Origin of the sequence: Sporosarcina psychrophila, from assembly GCF_001590685.1 — a bacterium.
GTDB classification, from domain to species: Bacteria; Bacillota; Bacilli; order Bacillales_A; family Planococcaceae; genus Sporosarcina; species Sporosarcina psychrophila.
This window is the reverse complement of the sequence record NZ_CP014616.1, coordinates 3,591,737-3,612,667: the sequence shown is the minus strand read 5'-3', so window position 1 is coordinate 3,612,667 and position 20,931 is coordinate 3,591,737. Positions and strand designations below refer to the sequence as shown.

18 protein-coding genes are annotated in these 20,931 nt (G+C 39.1%); 13 read left to right on the top strand and 5 right to left on the bottom strand.

Annotated features, from left to right (window positions below; genetic code table 11):
• Positions 1-114 precede the first annotated feature (114 nt).
• Genes AZE41_RS22875 through AZE41_RS17225 form a run of 3 tightly spaced genes read left to right on the top strand, consistent with a single transcriptional unit; the run spans position 115 to position 1,499 of the window.
• Positions 115-273 carry a hypothetical protein gene (locus AZE41_RS22875; protein WP_156476083.1) on the top strand — a complete coding sequence of 53 codons (159 nt, stop codon included), beginning with the start codon at positions 115-117 and terminating at the stop codon, positions 271-273.
• 26 nt (positions 274-299) lie between these two features.
• On the top strand, positions 300-470 hold the full coding sequence (locus AZE41_RS22870) for a hypothetical protein (protein WP_156476082.1): 171 nt from the start codon (positions 300-302) through the stop codon (positions 468-470).
• A gap of 36 nt (positions 471-506) precedes the next feature.
• Positions 507-1,499, top strand: a complete 993-nt coding sequence (locus AZE41_RS17225; protein WP_067212010.1) for a hypothetical protein — start codon at positions 507-509, stop codon at positions 1,497-1,499.
• A gap of 915 nt (positions 1,500-2,414) precedes the next feature.
• On the opposite strand, the gene AZE41_RS17220 is transcribed toward AZE41_RS17225, so the two are convergent.
• Positions 2,415-3,203 (bottom strand): helix-turn-helix domain-containing protein, encoded by a 789-nt coding sequence (locus tag AZE41_RS17220; protein WP_067212007.1) that lies wholly within the window; start codon positions 3,201-3,203, stop codon positions 2,415-2,417.
• A 465-nt stretch (positions 3,204-3,668) separates the two neighbouring features.
• On the opposite strand from AZE41_RS17220, the gene AZE41_RS17215 reads away from it, so the two are divergent.
• The 6 genes from AZE41_RS17215 to AZE41_RS17195 all read left to right on the top strand — a co-directional run bounded on the left by AZE41_RS17215 (position 3,669) and on the right by AZE41_RS17195 (position 9,003).
• On the top strand, positions 3,669-4,478 hold the full coding sequence (locus AZE41_RS17215) for an NUDIX domain-containing protein (RefSeq protein WP_067212005.1): 810 nt from the start codon (positions 3,669-3,671) through the stop codon (positions 4,476-4,478).
• 160 nt (positions 4,479-4,638) lie between these two features.
• On the top strand, positions 4,639-5,547 hold the full coding sequence (locus AZE41_RS17210) for a cysteine hydrolase family protein (protein ID WP_231885705.1): 909 nt from the start codon (positions 4,639-4,641) through the stop codon (positions 5,545-5,547).
• A gap of 66 nt (positions 5,548-5,613) precedes the next feature.
• Positions 5,614-7,080: a nicotinate phosphoribosyltransferase gene (locus AZE41_RS17205; RefSeq protein WP_067212003.1), complete on the top strand. Its 1,467-nt coding sequence runs from the start codon at positions 5,614-5,616 to the stop codon at positions 7,078-7,080.
• 107 nt (positions 7,081-7,187) lie between these two features.
• Entirely contained in the window at positions 7,188-7,823 is a 636-nt protein-coding gene (gene nadD, locus AZE41_RS17200) for a nicotinate (nicotinamide) nucleotide adenylyltransferase (RefSeq protein ID WP_067214038.1), read from the top strand.
• A 200-nt stretch (positions 7,824-8,023) separates the two neighbouring features.
• Positions 8,024-8,143, top strand: coding sequence for a putative holin-like toxin (locus AZE41_RS23365; protein WP_231885704.1), 120 nt, complete (start codon positions 8,024-8,026; stop codon positions 8,141-8,143).
• A 620-nt stretch (positions 8,144-8,763) separates the two neighbouring features.
• Complete coding sequence (locus AZE41_RS17195; RefSeq protein WP_067212000.1) at positions 8,764-9,003, top strand: hypothetical protein; 240 nt, start codon at positions 8,764-8,766, stop codon at positions 9,001-9,003.
• Between the two features lie 319 nt (positions 9,004-9,322).
• Here AZE41_RS17195 and AZE41_RS17190 read toward each other — a convergent pair whose 3' ends face one another.
• Positions 9,323-10,288, bottom strand: a complete 966-nt coding sequence (locus AZE41_RS17190) for a S8 family peptidase (RefSeq protein ID WP_067211998.1) — start codon at positions 10,286-10,288, stop codon at positions 9,323-9,325.
• Positions 10,289-12,169: 1,881 nt separating this feature from the next.
• On the opposite strand from AZE41_RS17190, the gene AZE41_RS17185 reads away from it, so the two are divergent.
• The gene (locus AZE41_RS17185; RefSeq protein ID WP_067211996.1) at positions 12,170-13,969 is read left to right on the top strand and encodes a DNA/RNA non-specific endonuclease; all 1,800 of its coding nucleotides are present in this window, start codon (positions 12,170-12,172) and stop codon (positions 13,967-13,969) included.
• Positions 13,970-14,050: 81 nt separating this feature from the next.
• Here AZE41_RS17185 and AZE41_RS17180 read toward each other — a convergent pair whose 3' ends face one another.
• Both AZE41_RS17180 and AZE41_RS22865 read right to left on the bottom strand, forming a co-directional pair.
• On the bottom strand, positions 14,051-16,042 hold the full coding sequence (locus tag AZE41_RS17180) for a methyl-accepting chemotaxis protein (protein ID WP_067211993.1): 1,992 nt from the start codon (positions 16,040-16,042) through the stop codon (positions 14,051-14,053).
• A 230-nt stretch (positions 16,043-16,272) separates the two neighbouring features.
• Positions 16,273-16,434 carry a hypothetical protein gene (locus AZE41_RS22865; RefSeq protein WP_156476081.1) on the bottom strand — a complete coding sequence of 54 codons (162 nt, stop codon included), beginning with the start codon at positions 16,432-16,434 and terminating at the stop codon, positions 16,273-16,275.
• 85 nt (positions 16,435-16,519) lie between these two features.
• Here AZE41_RS22865 and AZE41_RS17175 point away from each other — a divergent pair, with 85 nt between their 5' ends.
• Positions 16,520-16,942, top strand: a complete 423-nt coding sequence (locus tag AZE41_RS17175) for a MarR family winged helix-turn-helix transcriptional regulator (protein WP_067211991.1) — start codon at positions 16,520-16,522, stop codon at positions 16,940-16,942.
• A gap of 117 nt (positions 16,943-17,059) precedes the next feature.
• Positions 17,060-18,082 carry an NADH:flavin oxidoreductase/NADH oxidase gene (locus tag AZE41_RS17170; RefSeq protein WP_067211988.1) on the top strand — a complete coding sequence of 341 codons (1,023 nt, stop codon included), beginning with the start codon at positions 17,060-17,062 and terminating at the stop codon, positions 18,080-18,082.
• A gap of 216 nt (positions 18,083-18,298) precedes the next feature.
• Here the strand turns inward: AZE41_RS17170 and AZE41_RS17165 are convergent, their stop codons facing one another.
• A complete protein-coding gene (locus AZE41_RS17165) occupies positions 18,299-20,296 on the bottom strand; it encodes a methyl-accepting chemotaxis protein (RefSeq protein WP_067211987.1) in 1,998 nt (665 codons plus the stop codon).
• Between the two features lie 250 nt (positions 20,297-20,546).
• On the opposite strand from AZE41_RS17165, the gene flaG reads away from it, so the two are divergent.
• Positions 20,547-20,918 (top strand): flagellar protein FlaG, encoded by a 372-nt coding sequence (flaG, locus tag AZE41_RS17160; RefSeq protein WP_067211984.1) that lies wholly within the window; start codon positions 20,547-20,549, stop codon positions 20,916-20,918.
• Positions 20,919-20,931 lie beyond the last annotated feature (13 nt).

Sequence of the window (20,931 nt, the reverse complement as noted above, 5' to 3'; positions counted from 1 at the left end):
TTTAGAACATTCATTCTTATTATATTAAAAACATTTCAAATCTGCCTAATTTATCCGATATAATAGGTATGGAAATGTGACACGTTATAAAAAAATATATTGGAGGAACACCTTATGAAACCTGTTTTTGGGAACAGCAAATCGACTTTAAAAATATACCATCTTCAGACGATGTTATCGGGAAAATCAATGAATTACTTGCAGCAAATTATCATTTCAGCCACTTCATCGCAAAAGGAACAGAAGTTTATGAAGAACATGAAGTCTATCTGAACTAGAACGTAGACAGGATTACGCTATTGGAGGTCGTCGCAAAGACAGAAGAGGAATTCATGAATGACGTACTCATTTCCGCAGGGAAGTTCCTAAAGCGTGCCAAGCCCGAACTTGCAGCACTACCCAAAAAGTTTCATGTCAAACCGATAACGAAAACATGGACAAGTTTTGAAATGCTACTAAAGGGTGCATGAAATAAATTTATAATATCATTGAAGAGGAGTAAACTTATGAACTACGAAGTATTGTTTAGCGAATCTGCTCAAAAAGTTTATATTGCTCTCTTATCTGTAATTGTGACTCAAGCAATTAATATTATAGTTAACAATAGAAAAACAAAAAAAGAATCAAAGCGGAAAAAGTTTGAATCCTTTTATCATGAAGCCACTCATGAAATTTACAATTTATTTAAAACTATGAACGCTTTTCGAACGGATGTGCTATTAATAAATCCATATGAGTACAAAGATAAGTTAATGGATTTTATTGAAGATAATAAAAAAAGCTTAGAAGAAAAAACTTTTAAAACATATCAAGAACTTAAAGAAGTTCTTTTATTTGAAGATAACCTTGGATATAAGCAAGATATTTTAGAAGTTAAACTTTTTTCTGAGATTATGGATGATTATCATAAATTATACAAACCTAATAAAGAATCATATAAGTTTCTTTGTTTAATTCACATTTGGAGAATCACCCTAATGATTAATAATATAAACTATTCGATATGCAGAGATGTTTTAATGTATTATCACGAATTTTACGAGAAAAATATAACTAACAAAACCTATAAAGGCTTCAAGAAAATCAAAAACATAGAACAAAGGCATAAATTTAAGGAGTTATTAGCCCATTTAAAAGTTCCATCTTTAGATTCTAAAGTTATTGATAATATTGTTAATGTCCCTGATGAATATCATTACTATGAAGATAGTATGGCAATAGGGAAGATGCACCTTCTAGAAACATATGAGCAAGATAATAATTTAAGCATTGAGGGTAGACAAACTTTCAGAAAGCTAATAATTGAACAGTTATACCTTTTACATCATGGTAGTTCAAGCTATTATGAAGATCATTTTAATAACTCCGAATATATGAGCATTGAATTACGAATAGCATTAGATTATCTAGTAGAAAAAAGTCTAGTAAAATACGGTACTGAACAGGATTGTTATAAAATCACCGCCGATGGCATTGACCAATATGAATCAAACCAATAATTCTGAGATATCGACTAATTTTTTACCGATTTTACCATTAGCCCTGATTATGAATACTTTACTCAAATCAATCCCTCATTTTAATTAATGTAAGGGTACTGCATAATAGTGAAATGACTCGAACAGCAATATACAGATCCCTTTGGTTATGGTTGCCTGTGCATCACACACTCATCTGCAAAGGAATTCAATCCACTTTCTGTTTTGGATTTTAATGAATTTGGCATTGTGACAGGAAGAGACAGCAAAGGGAAGTGATTGGTTAGATTCTCACTCGAATATCTGATTCTACTTTTATTATGCTATTGATTCGAGTTTGCTGAATAGCTCCTTGCACAGTTAAACGAAATTTCATTGTGACATTCACTGGTACGGTTCACTACACACTTTTTTCAATCTGCGCATAACACGTCATCCGTTACGCCTCCCCATTGCTAAAGTCTAATTCGAACGGCTTTGGCGGACTGCTTTCTCGCAAGTTACTGACCCTCGATTCTTCCCAATAGTTTTCGTGGAAGGGCGTTAAATACTTCTACCAATGTGGATCATTCAGCTAATTCTTAGCCTTCCTGTCAATGACTTTTTGCAAACCGTTAATGTGTACCCTTCACTGAAACGCCCTTTCACCAATCTTGCAGTCGCCTTCGAAGACGCTTTAAATTACTTGCACGCTTTGTTGTTTAAATAATCAATGACAGACACAACGTCAAGATCGTTCTCAACAAGTTCTTTTTTAATATTCTTATATTCTTTGGTTATTAATAAGGGCATTTTGCCTTCTCTAGAGGGGGTCAATTTGCACTTCCTCTTTGGATGATTTTGCCGCCGTCGATGGCACATGTTGCACCGCCTGATATTTCAGCTTTGTATGAACTATTAGTTGTTTTCTGGAGTTCAGGCACCCACACAATAATTTCAACGATAGTAAAACCCTTCAACGGCTATATCATAATCCATGAAAGCCTCGCTGAATAATGCCTTACCGATGAGTTCCCGCAAAACACCTGAATAATAGCCGGGCAGATTCCGGACTTTTTTCTGTTTCGTTGTTTGAACCGCAATACGAAGGGCTTGCATGGCTAATTGCTCGAACAGTTCTCCTTTGTCTTCGTGAATACTAAATTTCAGCATTTGCAGGGACTGTTTCCGGTAGACGCCGTAAAAGTTGCGTGCTAAATTATTTTCTCCGATTGTTGAAGAAAGAAGAGATTTCATCTTACCAAAAAGTGTAGTAGGCACAATTTCCGGAGGAGACGTTCTTTTAAGGTCTTTAGGTTTTATCGCTTTAGAAAAAAAAGCTTTGGTTTGCGGTTTAGCGAGTTCCACCTTACTGCCAAGAGGCTTTTCAGTACTCTCTGGGGTGTTCAATTTCGACTGGTCATTAGTAGGTTTAATGACGTAAATATTAGCGCCTAGACCGCTCATGACTGGGCGGATATAGTGAATACGTTCGATAATTTCAAGCTTTTCTAATTTGCGAATGGCGCGGCGTACAGTTGCATTGGATTTCTTAATGGCCTTTTCGATTGTTTCGTGTTTCAAGTGTGCAGCGCCGTATTTAACGGAGTAGCGGCGGATCATATCAAGAACAGCCCGCTCGGTTTGATTCATGTCGTTCCAGTTCGTGAGTACGTGTTGCCTTGTTGCTTCGTCTAAATCGTGTTTGTTTGTGAAGTGTGCGTATTCCGTTAGGTAAGTTGTCATAAAGAATATCCCCTTTATTCTTTATATAGAAGGGAATTGAGGTTTAGGGGACAACAATGTGAAAAAAGATTTTCGTTCGACAATTTTGGGAAACGGAAATTGCTTAGAAAAGAAGGTAATCTTTTGAAACTAGTGAACTGTACCCTGAATCACGGACACTTTGAAAAAAATTTCCCGATTCGGGATTTTTGTATGGTAAGCGTCAAATATTCGTCATTGTGTATGACACAACGCTAGTGTTGTTGCACAGATACTGATTTTTAATATACAAGAAAACTTTTCTTGCATTTATTATTTACCTGATATATAATTAAATTAACGGTTTTGTAATTGTTAATTGAAAAGAAGATTTTTGGTTTTTAAGCCATACTATATAGATCGTTACCTGATAAACAACTATGGGCGTCGCTAAGGAAAAAATGAAGGCTCGTCGATAGTTGGTTAAAGCGAAGGAGATGAAATCAGATGTCCAAATTTAAAACTGAAGAAGATGCACTACAAAATTATGATTCAAGTCAGTACAGAACGCCAGATGGCTATACAAGTGATATTGCGATATTTACGTTAATCCCAAATGAGGAATTGACTGTTGGAAGTGAATCAACCTCTCATCACTCATTAGCTTTGATGTTGATTAAGCGGGCAGCGTTCGATGCAGAAGGTGAACCTAACATCGAAGGCGGAAAATGGGCTTTACCAGGAGGGTTTATCCATCCAGAAGAAACAGCTTACGAAGCGGCTAAGCGTGAACTAAAAGAAGAAACAGGTGTAGACGGCATTCACATCAAACACTATGGTGTGTATGACAAATTAGGTAGAGATAAACGCGGATGGATACTATCTAATGCTCATTACGCAATTGTTCCTGAAGAAAACATTAATAGTAGGGAAGCGGCTGATGACGCAGACGATGTTCAATTATTTACGATCGATGAAGTCTTTACGTTAGATTTGGCTTTTGACCATTACCAAGTGATTAAAGATGCTTTGGAAGCCGTTCGAAAAGATGTGTTTCAAACAACGGTGGTTAAAAACTTTTTAACAGAAGAATTCAAGTTGGAAGATTTACGCCAGGTGTTGCTTGCGATTATTAATGATCCTGTTGTGAATAGTAAGCCTGCGTTCTTTAGGAAAGCACCAAATCTGCCTTTTATCGTAGAAGCGTTAGACAACAATCAAGTTCCTAAAACAGCAGAACCGACAAGCACTACGAAACGACCATCAAAATTATACCGATTTGTAGATGTAGACATTACCCCTTCGATTTGGCGCTAAATTTATGATTCAATGAAATATGGATGCCTCCTGTTACAGGCAGTCAGGTGTCCATAATCTATCGTAAATCAAAGAAACGGTAGTGACTATTATTTTTTGGTATAACAATTAACAAATGTTAAATTGTTAATATAATTTAAACTAAAGGAGTGTGTTGAAAATGATGAAAACTAAATTTGAGGAAATCGTTGATGTTTCAAGAGTAGGTAGTGAGAATACGAAGGGATTAAATGAATTAATGGTCCTTGCGAATGCTGAGAAAATGACACTTTCAAGAGAAGATGTTGAAAAGGTGTTGTTCATGGGGATTGATTTTCAAAATGACTTTATGGAAAACGGAGAACTAGGTGTCCCAAATTCCCATAAGGATGTTGAACGGGTAACTAAGTTCCTTTATCAAAACCTAGATAAGGTGACGACGATTGCCTTGTCGTTAGATACACATGAATTGCATCAGCTATTCCATCCGAGTTGGTGGGTAGATGCAGAGGGAGATCATCCTGTTCCATTTACAGTCATCACAAGAGAAGATGTTGAACAAGGAAAATGGATGGCTGTAGAACAACAACAAGAAAGCTTGGCATACATTATTCACTTGGAGCGTTTAGGGAAAAAACAATTGTTGATATGGCCTTATCATTGCATTCAAGGGACACATGGCGCAGCCTTAGAAGAACAGTTTTCGAATATGGTTCACTTTCATTCCATGATACGGCAGTCTACCGTACAAAAGATTGTGAAAGGGCAAGATCCATTAAGCGAAATGTACGGAATCATTAAACCGGAGTATGCTAAAACAGACGGAACAAATTATGCGTTTCTTCATTCCTTACTCGCTTACGATAAAATTGTTATCGCTGGGGAAGCAAAATCTCACTGTGTATTGGAATCCGTTCGGCAGATCGTCGAGTACTACGGTGACAAGCATGAATTGCCATCAAAGATTTATTTGTTGGATGACTGCATGAGTCCCATCCCTGGATTTGAAGAATCAACAGAACATGCATGTAAAGAACTTCAACGGATTTATGGCATTCATATTGTGACATCAACCGAATTCATGTTGTGAAAATGAACAAAAAACGGCTGTTAGTACAATAAAAGAAGCGGGACTATTAAAGAGGAGGAAAAGTAAATGACTAAAAAATATCAAGATGATGGGCTAGCACTACACACGGATTTGTATCAAATTAACATGGCAGAAACGTATTGGGAAGATAATATGCACAACAAACGAGCAGTGTTTGAACTCTATTTCCGCAAGTTGCCTTTTGAAACGGGTTACGGTATTTTTGCAGGATTGGAACGAATCATTGAATTTATTCAAGAGTACCGTTTTACGGATAGTGACATTTCTTATTTACGTGAAGAATTGGGTTATGAAGAAGACTTCCTAGCCTATTTGCAAACGGTGCGCTTTAATGGAACGATTCGGGCAATGAAAGAGGGAGAATTGGTTTTCGCGAATGAACCAATTCTCCAAGTCGAAGCAAGTTTGGCAGAGGCTCAGTTGATAGAGACAGCTCTCTTGAATATTGTAAATTACCAAACACTCATTGCGACGAAAGCAGCACGTATCAAACAAGTGGTAGGCGAACAAACGGTAATGGAGTTTGGAACGAGACGTGCACATGAGTTTGACGCGGCGGTGTGGGGAACAAGAGCGGCATATATCGCAGGGTTTTCCGCAACGAGTAATGTGAGAGCCGGTAAGATGTTTGGCATCCCTGTGTCTGGAACACACGCACATTCTATGGTTCAAGCGTATAAAGATGAATACAAAGCATTTCATAAGTATGCTCGCCGTCATAAAGAATGTACGTTTTTAGTGGATACCTATGATACGTTGCGTTCTGGTGTGCCGATCGCTATTAAAGTAGCGAAGGAACTGGGAGATAGCATTAATTTTAACGCGATTCGTTTAGACAGTGGCGACTTGGCTTACTTATCAAAAGAAGCTCGAAAAATGTTGGATAAAGCAGGATTTAGAAAAACGAAAATTGTTGCTTCAAACGACTTAGATGAAAAAACCATAATGAACCTGAAGGCACAAGGAGCGAAAATTGATGCGTGGGGTGTCGGAACAAAAGTGATTACCGCATTTGACCAACCAGCTCTTGGTGCTGTTTATAAATTGGTGGCGATTGAGGATGATAACGGGAAGATGGTTGACACAATTAAAATATCTGGAAATCCAGAGAAAGTAACAACACCTGGATTGAAAAGAGTATATCGTATTGTGAATAAGGTGAATAATCGTGCTGAAGGTGATTATATTGCTATGATGGATGAGAATCCGCAAGCGGAAGAAAAATTAAAAATGTTTCACCCAACTCATACGTTTATCTCGAAATTTGTGACGAACTTTGAAGCCATCGAATTACACCAGGACATTTTTGTAGAGGGAGAGCTTGTATATGTGTCTCCAACTATACAGGAAATTCAAGCGTATGCTAAAAACAATTTAAACCTCCTGTGGGATGAATATAAGCGTACCTTGAATCCAGAACAGTATCCTGTGGATTTAAGTCAGAAATGTTGGGATAATAAAATGAGAAATATTCGTGAGGAACAAGAAAAAGTACAGGAGCTAAATAGCTGATGAAGAAATACAAAACTTACAAATTGGAGGAATGACTTTTGATGCAAAAGACAGAAAAACTAAAAGCACATCTTCAAGAGCTAAATCCTGGGAAAGACATCGAGAAAATGTTTGAAAAAGGTATGAAAATAGGTGTTTACGGTTCTTCTTTCGACCCGGTGACCAACGTTCATTTGTGGACAGCCTCAACAGTGGCACATCGTAAAAAATTGGACTATGTTATATTTCTACCTTCATCAAACAAACGGTTAGATAAACAAGTGCAAACGCAAAACAAGCATCGAGTGGAAATGCTAAAGTTAGCAATTGACAATAATCCTAAATTCATCTTGGATGATTACGAACTAGAAGTATTACCAGGCGATCACTATACGTATTACACAATGGAGTATTTCAAAGAAACGTTCCCTGATGCAGATTTTTATTTCATCATGGGTGCTGATTTGCTGGTGGATATCGGTAAAGGAGAATGGCGCTTGGCTGAAGAGTTAATTAGTCGAAATAAATTTATCGTGATGGCTAGAAACGGGATTGACATTCTGAGCACGATTTCGAAATCACCTATTCTTCGTAATCATGATGATGGTAGATTCCAATTGTTAGATAAAGGATTAGCGATGGAAATAAGTTCGACATATATTCGACAAGAATTTGCAATGGGGGGAGAACCGCAGTATTTGTTGCCAGGCTCCTGCTATGAATACATTAAAAATAATGGTCTTTATCAAAAAGTCGTCCGCTAAAAAGTTGAGGAGGTGGGGACAAAATCCAATCTTCTTTGCACTTTTACGCAATTGGTGGAATCATTCGTCATTTTAACTCGCAGAGGTACGGGTAACTTGAATAGACATCGTATTCATACCACGGCCATGTTAAACTAAGAACAGCAGTTGCATAAAGCAGATGGGTGGTTGACACTCCCTTGAGAAAGGGGGTGTTATAGATGATGGTAACTTTTGAAGCTATGAATATGCTGTTTCAATTCGGTATATTCATAGCTGCAGCATTAACAGCCGGTGTAGCGATAGTAGTGGCTATAGTTATCACAAATCAAAAAAAGTAACCGCCCATTACCTTTCCAGAGGATAATCGTGGGGGTTACTTCTTTTTTACACACTCTTATTTGTTACCTTTGGTCAACCGCTCTCAAGCGGTGTGTGACTGTGATTAACTGGACGTTTCTCAGACATTCAGCTTTTCTTATTATAGGGCGATTATATCATATTCATACGTGAAACATCTACAAAAGTCTATCATTTCATTTATTAAAGAAGGATTAACCCCATTAAATCTAATTCACCTTTTTACGGTTATTTGAAGCGGTGTGTAATTTCAAAACTTACTTGTTTCTGTCTCTATACGATTTTCGCCTGAATGAGTATATCAGCTGCTGGTGCAACTGGAAGAGGAGAAGATATTGATATAAACCAGTGTTTTATCGCAAGTAGTAAAAAAAGAATAAGGTTATCTAGAGAATCAAGGAAACAAATAATTCGCCAATTAAATTTCCGAAAGAAGCGGGTAATAACTATTGAAGTGAAAGCACAACTTGTTTTTTTGTAGTAGCCTCGAACGCGATACTGATAAATCAGCTGTGCAAATGAAATTTGTAAAACCACCCACTGTCAACATACATCTAGCCCTATAAGGATACTAAGAAGTCGTTAACTAGGAGGAAACAACATGGATCAAGACCAACAAGAACAGAAGCAACACCTTGAACAACAGCTTCAATGGACCAAGGAACGGGTTTGTATTTTGGATGAGATGAATGTAAAGCTTCATGAAATGAAAAGGATAGCAGAGTACGCTGTAGAACATACACTTTCAGTAATTGAAATTGAGAGGTTGAATGGTGAACTGGATACATTGAAAAATGAATTCAGTTCTCTGGAAAAACAGCTATACCCTATACTTCACTAGGAGATCAACTCATTTCTGTGGAAGTATAAAAATGAGTACGCTGTGCACCGCACAAGTGCGAGTTTCCAAGTTCAAACGTAATTCGGATAACTAATATGTGATGATAAAATCCGTCAGACGTGCCAATCCTCAAACAGATCATGCTCAGGTGAAGATGTAGTTTATTCTTTAAATGAAAGATATAGCGGCAAAACCAACCAACAATCACGAGGCATACTTCATCTTCTACGCTAATCAGGATAGCAAAACACGGCCCGGAAATGCCAGACCGTGTTTTGATTAAAGATGCCTGAAAAAATGCAGTGCATCACTTATTAATTCACTGTGCACTCAAAACCAACGCTTTACTTTCTTTCTCAAATATACCTGTCAAATGTTCAAGGACCGTTAAATAAACGAGTCCGTTTCCTTCAAGCTTTGGCGACAACCCTAGTGGAACGGTCCTTTTAATTAGCTGGGCGTAGAGCTCTGGTTCTGAAAGTTCTCGGCCGAAACTGTTGTTGACGAATCCTTTGATGAGGGCAAGCGCTCCGGAAACATGGGGGGCAGCCATTGACGTTCCACTTAATGTTGCAAATTTCCCGTTTAAATAAGTAGAGAGGATCTTTTCACCTGGAGCAACTAAATCGATTTCATTATGAGAGTTGGTAAAATCAGAAGGGCGACGTTCAAGATTTATGGCCCCTACACTAATGACTTCGTTATAATAGCCTGGGAAGGCGAATTCGTCTGTTGAATCGTCGCCGTCACCTTCGTTCCCAGCCGCACAAACTACGAGTATATTATTAGTTACGGCTTTTTGAATCGCTTCATGAAGTTCAGGCAAATCAGTTGGTCCGCCTAGTGACATAGAAATAATATCCACTTTCTGTTCAATAGCATAATGAATACCGTTGATAATCCAACCATATTGCCCTGAGCCTTTTCTATTCAATACCTTTACGATCAGCAAACTCGCTTCAGGAGCTACTCCAACTACGCCTATATCGTTCTGTTGTGCAGCAATCGTTCCGGCAACGTGAGTACCATGACCATTGTAATCGAGGTAAATATCAGGATTGCTTCCATCATCGTCCGTAAAGTTCCGACCGCCTATAATCTGTTCTTGTAAATCGGGGTGTGTACGATCGCATCCTGTATCCAGGATCGCTACCGTGATTCCTTTTCCTTTTGTTTCCTTCCAAATTGCGGGTGCTTGAATTAATGCCACACCCGGTGGAATTTCATTGGCCTCATTCACTTGGAAAACCACTTCATATGGGATTACATGTGCAAAATTATCCACTATATACCTCCTCGTATGATTAGAAATCTAGTTAAAAAGAGATTTCACCAGTATTTAGTCACAGTGGCAGTAAAGATAGTAAACTATTTGTTTCTATTAGTAGTGCTTGCTACATACTATAATGAAACGGAACGTACTTAGTGAGTTGTAGTAGATCCTATATGCGTAACCGTAATCTGGGATTAATAACTAAGTACGAAGAAATCTAGATTAGGCTATGAGTCTAGCAGAAAAGTATTGCACTTCCGATGGCAATTCATCATAATATAGAAAATGAGACATAGAATAAAAAAGGACTGGGCGTTTTAGCACTCAGTCCTACACTAGTAAACTGTAAGACAAAATCATGATCGACGTTGCGCATCGTACGATGGTGTAACTGGTTGGGCAGAAAAAGTATTTGGCCGAGAAGAAAGAAGTAATTGTCCACACGTCCGCCGATGGGGGGCGATTACTCCTTTCTTGATAAGAAAAAGATAACTGACAACGACACCGACATAAAAGCAATCCATCCACCAGATAGTGTCATGAGTAAACTTAGTATTTCGTATGTTGTCATTGGTTTTCACCTCCTTTCAATTGGAAGTGCTCAACAATCGGTTATGCATTTTCCGTAAATGAACTGAAATCTAGATGCAATTTCTGTAGGGATAAAAAGTTATATGATTAGCCCTACTATTATGTATATGTACAGTCAGTATGTATATGCTTAATTTTTACAAGAAATGACGGAAAGTTTCTGGGGACTAGCCTTCATACTTTGTGAAGGGAAGATTTACCGCGTTTTTTGATAGCTACCAAAATTTCAGTTATATCATTTGAGCGACATAAAGAAAATCACCGCTTTATATGTAATACCTTTACACTAAGTAAACTTGCTTCCGTAAATGAGTATTAAATATCCATTAAAAACCAAGGATAATTTTAGGTTACCCTCTTGTGCATTATATCACGGACTGATTATTCAGTCTAATCAATAATGAATAGATTAAATAATCGATTCGGAAGCCTTATAAAAGAGGAATTCTCTTTAGCGCATAATCACTAGTGCGGCTGAGATAATAAGAGGGATTTTTCCGTTAGTAGTACATGTTACATATCATGAGTGAATGTTTCTTAGCTATTGAGTTGTAGCAAGTCCTAAATACGCATGCTACTGAAAAATAATTGAGTTATATTTAATCACTAATCAATGTCTACATATGAAGGTATTTAGGTCAATAAATGCATGTAGGAGTGAGTTATTGCGCTCCATCTGGTAATCTATTATATATTTACCAGATATACAAAGAAAGAAGTGTTTGAACATTCAGTCCTATAATGGTAGAATAGGAGATGTACTAATGGTCGATATTGCATATCGTTCGACTGTGTAAATAGTTGGATAGAAAATGCCATTTGACCGAGAAGAAAGAGTAATTGTCCACACGTCTGCCGATGGGGGGGCAGTTACTTCTTTCTTGTTAAGAACACAAATTATGAAATGAAGATCCAGCTCATATAGGATAGAAAAATGAAAAACGTATTGGACAGAAAAATGTCCAATACGTTTTTTTGAATTACTTAAACCTTAAATCGATTAATCCCCTTTATCACTCTTAAGAACCGGATAAAAGCAATGAAAACAGGTTCCGAATGGCTAAAGTAATATAGTGGATTATTATTGGTTTAAAAATTTCTTGAAAACCACTGATAAAGTAACTTTTAAAAAAATGCACTTAGTGTTAGAATAATCACAACTATTAGAATGTGTTCATTTGAACTTGTGAATACATGTATAAATTTAGCGTAGGCGCCTTACCAGGGAGAGTCGAATCAGATTCAAAATAAATCTTCACTTCAATTTGTATAGCTTGATTTACTAATTTAGGGAGGGTAAACATGTCTATTAAACGACTGGATAAGTTTCAAAGTCTCCATGTGGATCTTGTAGATTTGCACCAACAACAAGCATTAAAGCGTTACATCGCTCGTTCTAGTGAACGTGAACGAATTGCTAGTGAACTGCAAACTAAAAATCCTTTTGAAGTAGATACGCCTGAGCGAGTCGCAACTCGTAAAGCGATTATTGATCCACGTGATGGACTTGCTATAGAACGTATTATTGGGCGAGATGATTTATTTCCTGTTTCTTATCTTGAAGCAGGACAACAAGCAGCCACTCCTGTTTGTAGAATCGAGATTCGTGATCGTTTAGGCAGAGTTCTCGGACATGCTACAGGATTTCTTGTCTCACCTTCCTTATTGCTTACAAATAATCATGTTTTGGAGAATTACAATACGGCTCAGTTCAGTGTCGCACAATTTAACTATGAAGTTGATCTTGACTTAAATGAAAGGCCGATGAAAAGCTTCCGTTTTACACCTGAACGTTTCTTTATAACGGATAAGAAGCTTGATTTTACATTAGTGGCGATAGAGGAAGTGTCAGCTGATGGTACAAAAGTAAGTGATTTTGGGTTCTTGCCACTCATCTCGCAAACGGGAAAAGGGTTGGTTGGCGAATGTGTATCAATTATTCAACATCCTTCGGGCGCCCCCAAAGCTGTAGCAATCAGAGAAAATCAGATTATGGATGTATTTGAGGATTATATTCACTACTCAACTGATACCATGCCCGGATCATCCGGTTCACCAGTCTATAATGACGAATGGATCGTAATCTCTCTCCACCATGCAGGCGTTCCAGATCCAAAGAACCGAACCGAATTTATCGCCAATGAAGGGATTCGTATAAGCAGTATTGTCCAGTTTGTCGCGGAGCAAGGCAGCAGCTTGAGTAATGATCAAAAGTTGTTATTGTATGACATCGTGAAGGGGTGGGATGTTCCCGATTATACCCCTGAAGAGATGGAAGTCGAGAAGTTAAGCGATTCATGGTATGAATCTTCGAGAGGGTATGACACTCAATTTCTTGGTGTTGATTATGAAGTCCCACATCCGATATTCCCGTCTGATCTTGAACAGGACATTGCCCAGTTAAAAGACGGAAGCAATGTGCTCCATTATACGCATTTTTCAATTGTCATGAGCAAGTCTCGCCGTTTAGCCTATTATACGGTGGTGAATATTGACGGCAATCAATTAATGAAGATTGGTCGTAAGGACAAATGGTATCTAGATTCGCGCATCGAAATGGAATACCAGTGCGGCGCTGAATTATATAAAAATAATTCGCTTGATCGGGGGCATCTTGTCCGCCGGCTAGATCCTGTTTGGGGAGACTCCGCAAAAAAGGCAAATGAGGATACGTTCCATTTTACAAATTGTGCTCCTCAGGAAAGTAAGCTGAATCAAAAAAGCTGGCTGGATCTGGAGAATTATATTTTGCACAATGCCGAAAACTTAAATCTTAAAGTAACAGTGTTTACTGGACCCGTTTTTCGGATGGATGACATTATTTACAGGGGAGTTCAGATACCAGCAGAGTTTTGGAAAATAGCTGTCATTGTGAAGAAAGATGGAAATCTATCTGCAACCGCTTATTTGCAAACTCAAAAGAATCTGATTGAGGATTTGGAATTTGTTTATGGTGAATATAAAACATATCAAGTACCCATTTCAAAAATTGAAGTGATTACGGGTCTTGATTATGAAGAATTACGTAATTTTGATCCGCTCAATCAATTAGAATCGACAATAGGATATGTCATTGATGCACCCGGGGATATAAAACTCTGAGCTTATTTATAAAAGTCCGCTGGGAAATTAGTGAAAATGAAAACCACTTAGGAAAAAATATCCTAAGTGGTTTTCCAATACTTACACCTTAAACCGATTAACCGCCAAACTCAATTCCTCACTCAACTCCGTCAGCGTTTCTGCTGCATCAGTTACGGATTGATTCGCGCTGAGTTGTTCGTCCGTCGAAGCACTTACTTCTTCACAGGCGGCAGCTGTTTCTTGTGACGTTGCTGCCATTGTTTGGATTGTTTTAGCAACGTCGTCTTTGTGTATTGCGACTTTCTGAATTTCTTCATACACTGCATCGATTGAGTCTTGCATATCAGACATCAATGTTGAAATTTCTCCGAAAGTGATTTCCGTGTCGTTTACAACTGTGCCTTGGCGATGGAAGTTCTCGCGTGTTTCGTTCATTTGCTTCGAGACGAGTCTGGATTCTGTTTGAAGTTCCTGGACTGTCACTTTTACTTCTTCTGTGGAGCGGGCAGATTGCTCTGCAAGTTTTCGTACTTCATCCGCGACAACTGCGAATCCTTTCCCATGTTCGCCTGCCCGTGCTGCCTCGATGCTTGCATTTAATGCAAGTAGATTCGTTTGTGCTGAAATTTGGGTGATTGTTTCCATGACCCCGCCGATTGCATTCACTTTACCTTCAAGTGTACCGATAACTTCGGACATCGCCTGCAAATTGGTTTCCCAGTCGTTGAAGGACAGTTTCAGTTCTTGCATTTGACCTTGACCACTTGTATTCATTTCACCGGCTTTTGTTGCAATGTCAGACATGACGCCGGCTTTCGTTGTGATTTCGTTAATTTGTTGGCCAAGTAGATACGCTTTTTCCGTCACGATTTCTGCATCTTCCGCAGATTTTGAAGCGCCATATGCAATCTCAGTTACAGCGTTTGCAACTTCTTCGCCCGATGCATTCGTCTCCTCTGCAACTGCACTCAAACTATCGGAGCTTGCTTTGACATTCGATGCGGAGCCGTTAACGACAGTAATAATAGCATTCATGTTTTCAATCATAGTATTGAAGTTAGCACCTAGTTCGCCGATTTCGTCTTTTGTCTTAATGTCAGAACGGACGGTCAAGTCACCTTTTGAAACGGAATCCATCAAAGATTTCAAAATTCCAAGGGGCTTGATTGTACGGCTGATCATGAAGTAGAGTACGATGAAGAATAATAGCAGTGTCGCAATTGCTACAACCATCATCGAGTTTCTGAGATTGATTGCGATTTCGTTAATATCTTTTTTGAGATAAATCGCTGAGATTTTCCAATCGAAATCGGGAATGGATGAGAATACATTCACTCTATCGCTGCCTTCGAGTGTGTAATGGATGGCCCCTTCATCTAAACCTCCTATGAACATTTCTTCTATATAAGGGAGGTTCATCAGATTTTCACCGCTTAACGATGGATGAACCATTGCAGTTCCAGTGGCATCAAATAGAACCGGATAGCCATTGTAGCCAATATCACTTTCGGAAATAGATTCGGCCAACGAAGCCAATTGAATATCCAGTCCAAGAACACCGATAAGTTTTCCGTTTTTCAGAACAGCCTTCATGGCACTGATGACATACTCGCCTGTCGCACGATCGATATGCGGTTCCGTCCAGTAGACGGTATCAGGATTTTTTGCCGCTTCTTGATACCACTCAAAGCTGGTTGGGTCATAATCGTTTCCAAGGTCAGCATGCGGAACGAGGGTCATGTGTTTTGATGGAAGTGCTAAGTAGATTTGCGAAGCTTCATCGTATAAATTTTGAAACTCCTTAAATTCTGTCTGTAATGTAGCACTGCTTTTTTCAATGTCATCGCCGACATTGGTATAATCCGTTAAGGCTTTGGAATATGACATTTGGATTAAGCCTTTTTTATATTGCTCTAAAAAGTTCGTAATCGAAGCACCCATCTCGTCGACGAGTACAACACTCTGATCGATGAGGTTTTTCTCTGTTTTATATTGTACTTGCAAACTGGAAATTGCGGTCATTGCCGTCACGCCAATGAGGAAAAGAACCATCACTGTTACTATAATTTTTGTTTTTATTGATTTGAACATAGCGCACCTTCGCTTTCTCTATCTGTCTAGTTGAATTGACTCACAAAGTAATCTTCGGTCTAATTACTTATTTGTTTAGAGATAGATAAATTAAACAATAAGTGATAATAATCATTCTATATTTATCGTTTTAAAATCAATATAAAGAGCGCTTAGGATCATTAATAGATCCTAGGCGCTCTTGAAGTTTTATCAACTATTAATATGGAAACGTTGTCTAAAGTGGTGCTTCAATTCTTAACCTTAATCTGATTAACTACCTGACTCAATTCCTTACTTAACTTTGTCAGCATTTCTGTCGCATCTGTTACAGACTGAATCGCGCGAAGTTGTTCGTCTGTTGAAGCACTTACTTTATCACAGGCTGCTGTTTCTGGTGTCGTTGTCGCCATTGTTTGGATTGAGTATAACGCTTAGTTACTCTATAATTAAGTTTGAAGTACAGAATTATTTGACTTAGAATAGGTGGAATAGTATATGACAACTAATCATGATTTTATGAATAACTGGTTATCCATAGACTCAATACAAAATAAAGTGAAGAAAGAATTGGAAAACGTTCTGCAGGCTGAGTACAGTCTATCGCTAAAAGAATTCTACGTGCTTTATTATCTTTCCATGGCGCCTGACAAGAAATTGAGATTACAGCAATTGCAAGAGATGATTGGATTGAGTCAGAGTGCACTTTCCAGATTAGTGGGGAAGATGGAAGCGAAGAACTGCGGTGCGTTAGAAAAGCATGATTGTACAGATGACCGTAGAGGTACCTATACGCATCTTACAAACCTAGGTGAGCAGAAGCTACAAAAAAGTCTAGTCTCTTTCCGTGAAATACTTAGATTGCACCTCTCTGCTATTGATGTTGAAGGATTGATAAAACAATTAGTAGAAAAGCTATAAACTGCCATGTTCTATCGAAGTGCTCAATAGAAGCACTTTGATTTGACAAGGAGAATAGATAGCACTAATATATATGCATGTGTAATGCATATATATATTGACGAGGGAGTTTTTGCAATGAAAGATTTGTTTAGTCCATACAAAATAAAGAATTTGGAGTTAAAAAACCGGGTTGTCATGCCACCGATGTGTCAATATTCCGTTGACCAGAAAGATGGCATTGCCAATGACTGGCATTATCTGCACTATGTCAACAGAGCAATCGGTGGAGCGGGTTTTATCGTGATTGAAATGACGGATGTAGAGCCTGATGGAAGAATTTCGGATTATGATTTGGGTTTATGGTCTGACGATCAAATCCCTGCGTTGGCGAAGATAGTGGAAGCTTGTCATCGCTATGGAGCTAAGGTTGGGATTCAGATTGCACATGCTGGTCGTAAAGCAGAAGATGCAGCTGTGCCTGTTGCGCCTTCTGCAATCGCATTCGACGAGAAGTCTAAAACACCAAGAGCGCTTTCAACAGATGAAGTAAAAGAGATGGTGGAGAAGTTCCGTAAAGCAGTAAGACGCGCGGTTGAGGCTGGATTTGATTCAATCGAAATCCACGGCGCTCATGGTTACTTAATCCATCAATTCCATTCTCCACTTACCAACAAAAGGGAAGATGAATACGGACAGGATCTAACCAAGTTTGGCCGCGAAGTCATTCTAGCAGCTAAAGCGGAAATGCCTGCCGATATGCCACTATTGATGCGTATCTCTGCAAAGGAATATGTAGAAGGTGGTTATGGAATAAACGAAAGTATTGCGTTCGCTCGCGTTTATCAGGAAGCTGGAGTGGATATGTTTGACGTCTCTTCTGGTGGAGAGGGTCAAATCGCAGCTTGGGGGAGACCAGGCACACATGTAGCTTACCAAGTACCGTTAGCTAGACAAATCAAAGAAGCGCTTCAGATACCAGTCATGGCTGTGGGTAGATTGGATGATCCAAATCTAGCCAATGCAATCATAGGAAATGAAGAAGCAGACCTTATTGCTGTTGGAAGAGGTATGCTGAGAAATCCTTATTGGACATTGGAAGCTGCTAAGCAATTGAGAAAAGAAACTGCAGTGCCGACACAGTACTTAGCAGGGTTCTAATGATTTTCATGTTGTCTTGTTGCCTCGTCTAAATCGTGTTTGTTTGTGAAGTGTGCATATTCGGATAGGTAAGTTGTCGTTAAAAGTAACCCCTTTTATTCTTTATATAGAAGGGGAATAGGGTTTAGGATACATTTTTGTGATTTTTTTTGCGAGCGACGCTATAACATAAATAAAAATTGCTTACGACAAAATGTCGTAAGCAATTTTTTAAATTCACACCTTAAATCGGTTAACCGCCAAACTCAATTCCTCACTTAACTCCGTCAACGTCTCCGCTGCATCAGTTACAGATTGAATCGCGCGAAGTTGTTCGTCTGTTGAAGCACTTACTTCTTCGCATGCCGCGGCAGTTTCTTGTGAAGTTGCTGCCATTGTCTGGATTGTTTCAGCAACGTCGTCTTTGTGTGTCGCGACTTTCTGAATTTCCTCGTACACTGCGTCGATGGAGTCTTGCATGTCGGACATCAATGTTGAGATTTCTCCGAAAGTGATTTCAGTGTCATGTACGACGGTACCTTGACGTTGGAAGTTTTCGCGTGTTTCGTTCATTTGTTGTGAGACGAGTCTTGATTCCATTTGGAGTTCCTGTACTGTCACTTTTACTTCTTCCGTTGAACGGGCAGATTGTTCTGCGAGTTTCCTTACTTCATCCGCAACAACTGCGAATCCTTTGCCGTGTTCACCTGCACGGGCTGCCTCGATGCTTGCATTTAATGCAAGCAGATTCGTTTGCGATGAAATCTGGGTGATTGTTTCCATGACTCCGCCGATCGCATTTACTTTACCTTCAAGTGTACCGATCACTTCGGCCATGGACTGTAAATTGGTTTCCCAGTCATTGAAAGACAGTTTCAGCTCTTGCATTTGCCCTTGACCACTTGTATTCATATCGCCGGCTTTCGTTGCAATGTCAGACATGACGACGGCTTTCGTTGTGATTTCATTAATTTGTTGGCCAAGAAGATAGGCTTTTTCTGTAACGATTTCAGCATCTTCAGCAGATTTCGAAGCGCCATGTGCAATTTCAGTCACTGCATGTGCAACTTCTTCCCCTGATGCATTCGTTTCTTCCGCAACAGCGCTTAAACTTTCAGAGCTTGTCCGGACGTTCATTGCAGAGCCGTTGACGACAGTAATAATAGCGTTCATGTTGTCGATCATTGTATTGAAATTATCTCCAAGTTCGCCAATCTCATCATTCGTTTTAACCTCAGAACGAACTGTCAAATCACCTTGGGATACGGAATCCATGAGTGACTTTAGCTGTCCAAGTGGTTTGATGGTATGACTGATGATGAAATAGAGTGCTGCGAAGATGACAAGCAAGGTGACAAGTGCGACGACAATCATTGATGTACGTAAGTTATTTGCCGCGGCATTGATATTTTTTTCATCATAGACGGCGGCAATTTTCCAACCGAACTTCGGTATTGTGGAATAAACGTTTATATAGGAGTTACTTTCATAATCGTAGTGGATGGCACCCTTTTCATTTCCACCTTTGTACATGTCCGCGATGAAAGGCTGGTCCATATAGTCAGCCCCTTGGCTTTCCGGGTGTGCGAGCACGATGCCTTCTGTATCGAGTAACATTGGGTAGCCTTTATAGCCGACATCACTGGAAGCTATTTTATCAGTCAATGCACCGAGTTGAATATCAAGGCCCATAACACCAATTAATTTGCCATTTGATAGTACTGCTTTTGAGGCAGCGATGACCAATTCTCCAGTAGCGGAGTCGATGAAAGGACTAGACCATTGGACAACGTCTGGATGTTCAACCGCATTTTTATACCAATCCCGAGTGGTCGGGTCAAAATCTGCTCCGAGATCTGCATTCGGCATGATAATTATTTCTTTAGTCGGAAGGGTTAAATAGACGGAAGTTGTATCTTCGTAAAAGCCGAGGAAGCTCTCTAGTTCAGCTTCCAGTACAGAAATCGAATTGGTTGCTGTAGCATCTTCTTCAGGAAGTGTAAATCCCGTCACTGTAGGAGAGGTGGATAATTGTGCTATGCCTTTCTCGTACTGACCAAGAAAATTTTCGATTGCATAACCCATTTCATTGGTGAGTGCACCACTCGATTCGATAATACTTTCTTCGGTATTATTTTTCACTATCGTATTGCTAATGAAAGTCATAGTTGATACGCCGATGAGGAATAGCACCATTACCGTCATAATTATTTTTGTTCGGATGGATTTGAACATTTATCTTGCACCTTCGCTTTCTCTTACATTAAATGAACTACTTTATATGCTTCGGCAATTATTCTTGTTTATTTAGATAGTAGATGAAATAAATAAGAGAGAATAGTAGTGTTGAACTATTTTGATTCAAACGAGCAAACATGACTTTGGCGGAAACCCAATACTTTTTATTGCCAATTTGCTTAACTTCCTTATGGGTTTGCCGATATAAATCATATTGAATGTTGTTAAGTACAGGGAGGTTTGGCGAATGGTAAGTCGTATGGATGGCGGAGCCGTAGTGAATCAAGTGAATGTATTAGCAGAAAAAATGGCACCGGACAGGGAAGTCTCGGTGGTGCAAGTGCAAGCGATTCAGGAGAAAGTGCAGCAGAAAGCCGGCAATGAACCACAGTTGCCGGCTGACAAGGCAAAGCAAATGACTGACAGCATGAACACGTTTTTAGAAAGTGCGAATACACAATTGCGATTCAAGTTCCATGAGAAGCTCAACGAATACTATGTAACAATCGTTGATTCAACCACGGACGAAGTCATACGGGAAATCCCGTCCAAAAAACTTTTGGACATCCATGCGGCAATGCGCGAATTTGTCGGCTTGCTTGTCGATCGGAAAATTTAAGGAAGGCGTGAGA

What these genes read in the sequence shown, in the direction of transcription:
- AZE41_RS17170 (WP_067211988.1), top strand. Translation starts at nt 17,060, where the DNA reads ATGAAAGATTTGTTTAGTCCATACAAAATAAAGAATTTGGAGTTAAAA.
- AZE41_RS17165 (WP_067211987.1), bottom strand. Translation starts at nt 20,296, where the DNA reads ATGTTCAAATCCATCCGAACAAAAATAATTATGACGGTAATGGTGCTA.
- AZE41_RS17180 (WP_067211993.1), bottom strand. Translation starts at nt 16,042, where the DNA reads ATGTTCAAATCAATAAAAACAAAAATTATAGTAACAGTGATGGTTCTT.
- AZE41_RS22875 (WP_156476083.1), top strand. Translation starts at nt 115, where the DNA reads ATGAAACCTGTTTTTGGGAACAGCAAATCGACTTTAAAAATATACCAT.
- AZE41_RS17215 (WP_067212005.1), top strand. Translation starts at nt 3,669, where the DNA reads ATGTCCAAATTTAAAACTGAAGAAGATGCACTACAAAATTATGATTCA.
- AZE41_RS17175 (WP_067211991.1), top strand. Translation starts at nt 16,520, where the DNA reads ATGACAACTAATCATGATTTTATGAATAACTGGTTATCCATAGACTCA.
- AZE41_RS17195 (WP_067212000.1), top strand. Translation starts at nt 8,764, where the DNA reads ATGGATCAAGACCAACAAGAACAGAAGCAACACCTTGAACAACAGCTT.
- AZE41_RS22865 (WP_156476081.1), bottom strand. Translation starts at nt 16,434, where the DNA reads ATGGCGACAACGACACCAGAAACAGCAGCCTGTGATAAAGTAAGTGCT.
- nadD (WP_067214038.1), top strand. Translation starts at nt 7,188, where the DNA reads ATGTTTGAAAAAGGTATGAAAATAGGTGTTTACGGTTCTTCTTTCGAC.
- AZE41_RS17220 (WP_067212007.1), bottom strand. Translation starts at nt 3,203, where the DNA reads ATGACAACTTACCTAACGGAATACGCACACTTCACAAACAAACACGAT.
- flaG (WP_067211984.1), top strand. Translation starts at nt 20,547, where the DNA reads ATGGTAAGTCGTATGGATGGCGGAGCCGTAGTGAATCAAGTGAATGTA.
- AZE41_RS17185 (WP_067211996.1), top strand. Translation starts at nt 12,170, where the DNA reads ATGTCTATTAAACGACTGGATAAGTTTCAAAGTCTCCATGTGGATCTT.
- AZE41_RS17225 (WP_067212010.1), top strand. Translation starts at nt 507, where the DNA reads ATGAACTACGAAGTATTGTTTAGCGAATCTGCTCAAAAAGTTTATATT.
- AZE41_RS17205 (WP_067212003.1), top strand. Translation starts at nt 5,614, where the DNA reads ATGACTAAAAAATATCAAGATGATGGGCTAGCACTACACACGGATTTG.
- AZE41_RS17210 (WP_231885705.1), top strand. Translation starts at nt 4,639, where the DNA reads ATGATGAAAACTAAATTTGAGGAAATCGTTGATGTTTCAAGAGTAGGT.
- AZE41_RS23365 (WP_231885704.1), top strand. Translation starts at nt 8,024, where the DNA reads ATGATGGTAACTTTTGAAGCTATGAATATGCTGTTTCAATTCGGTATA.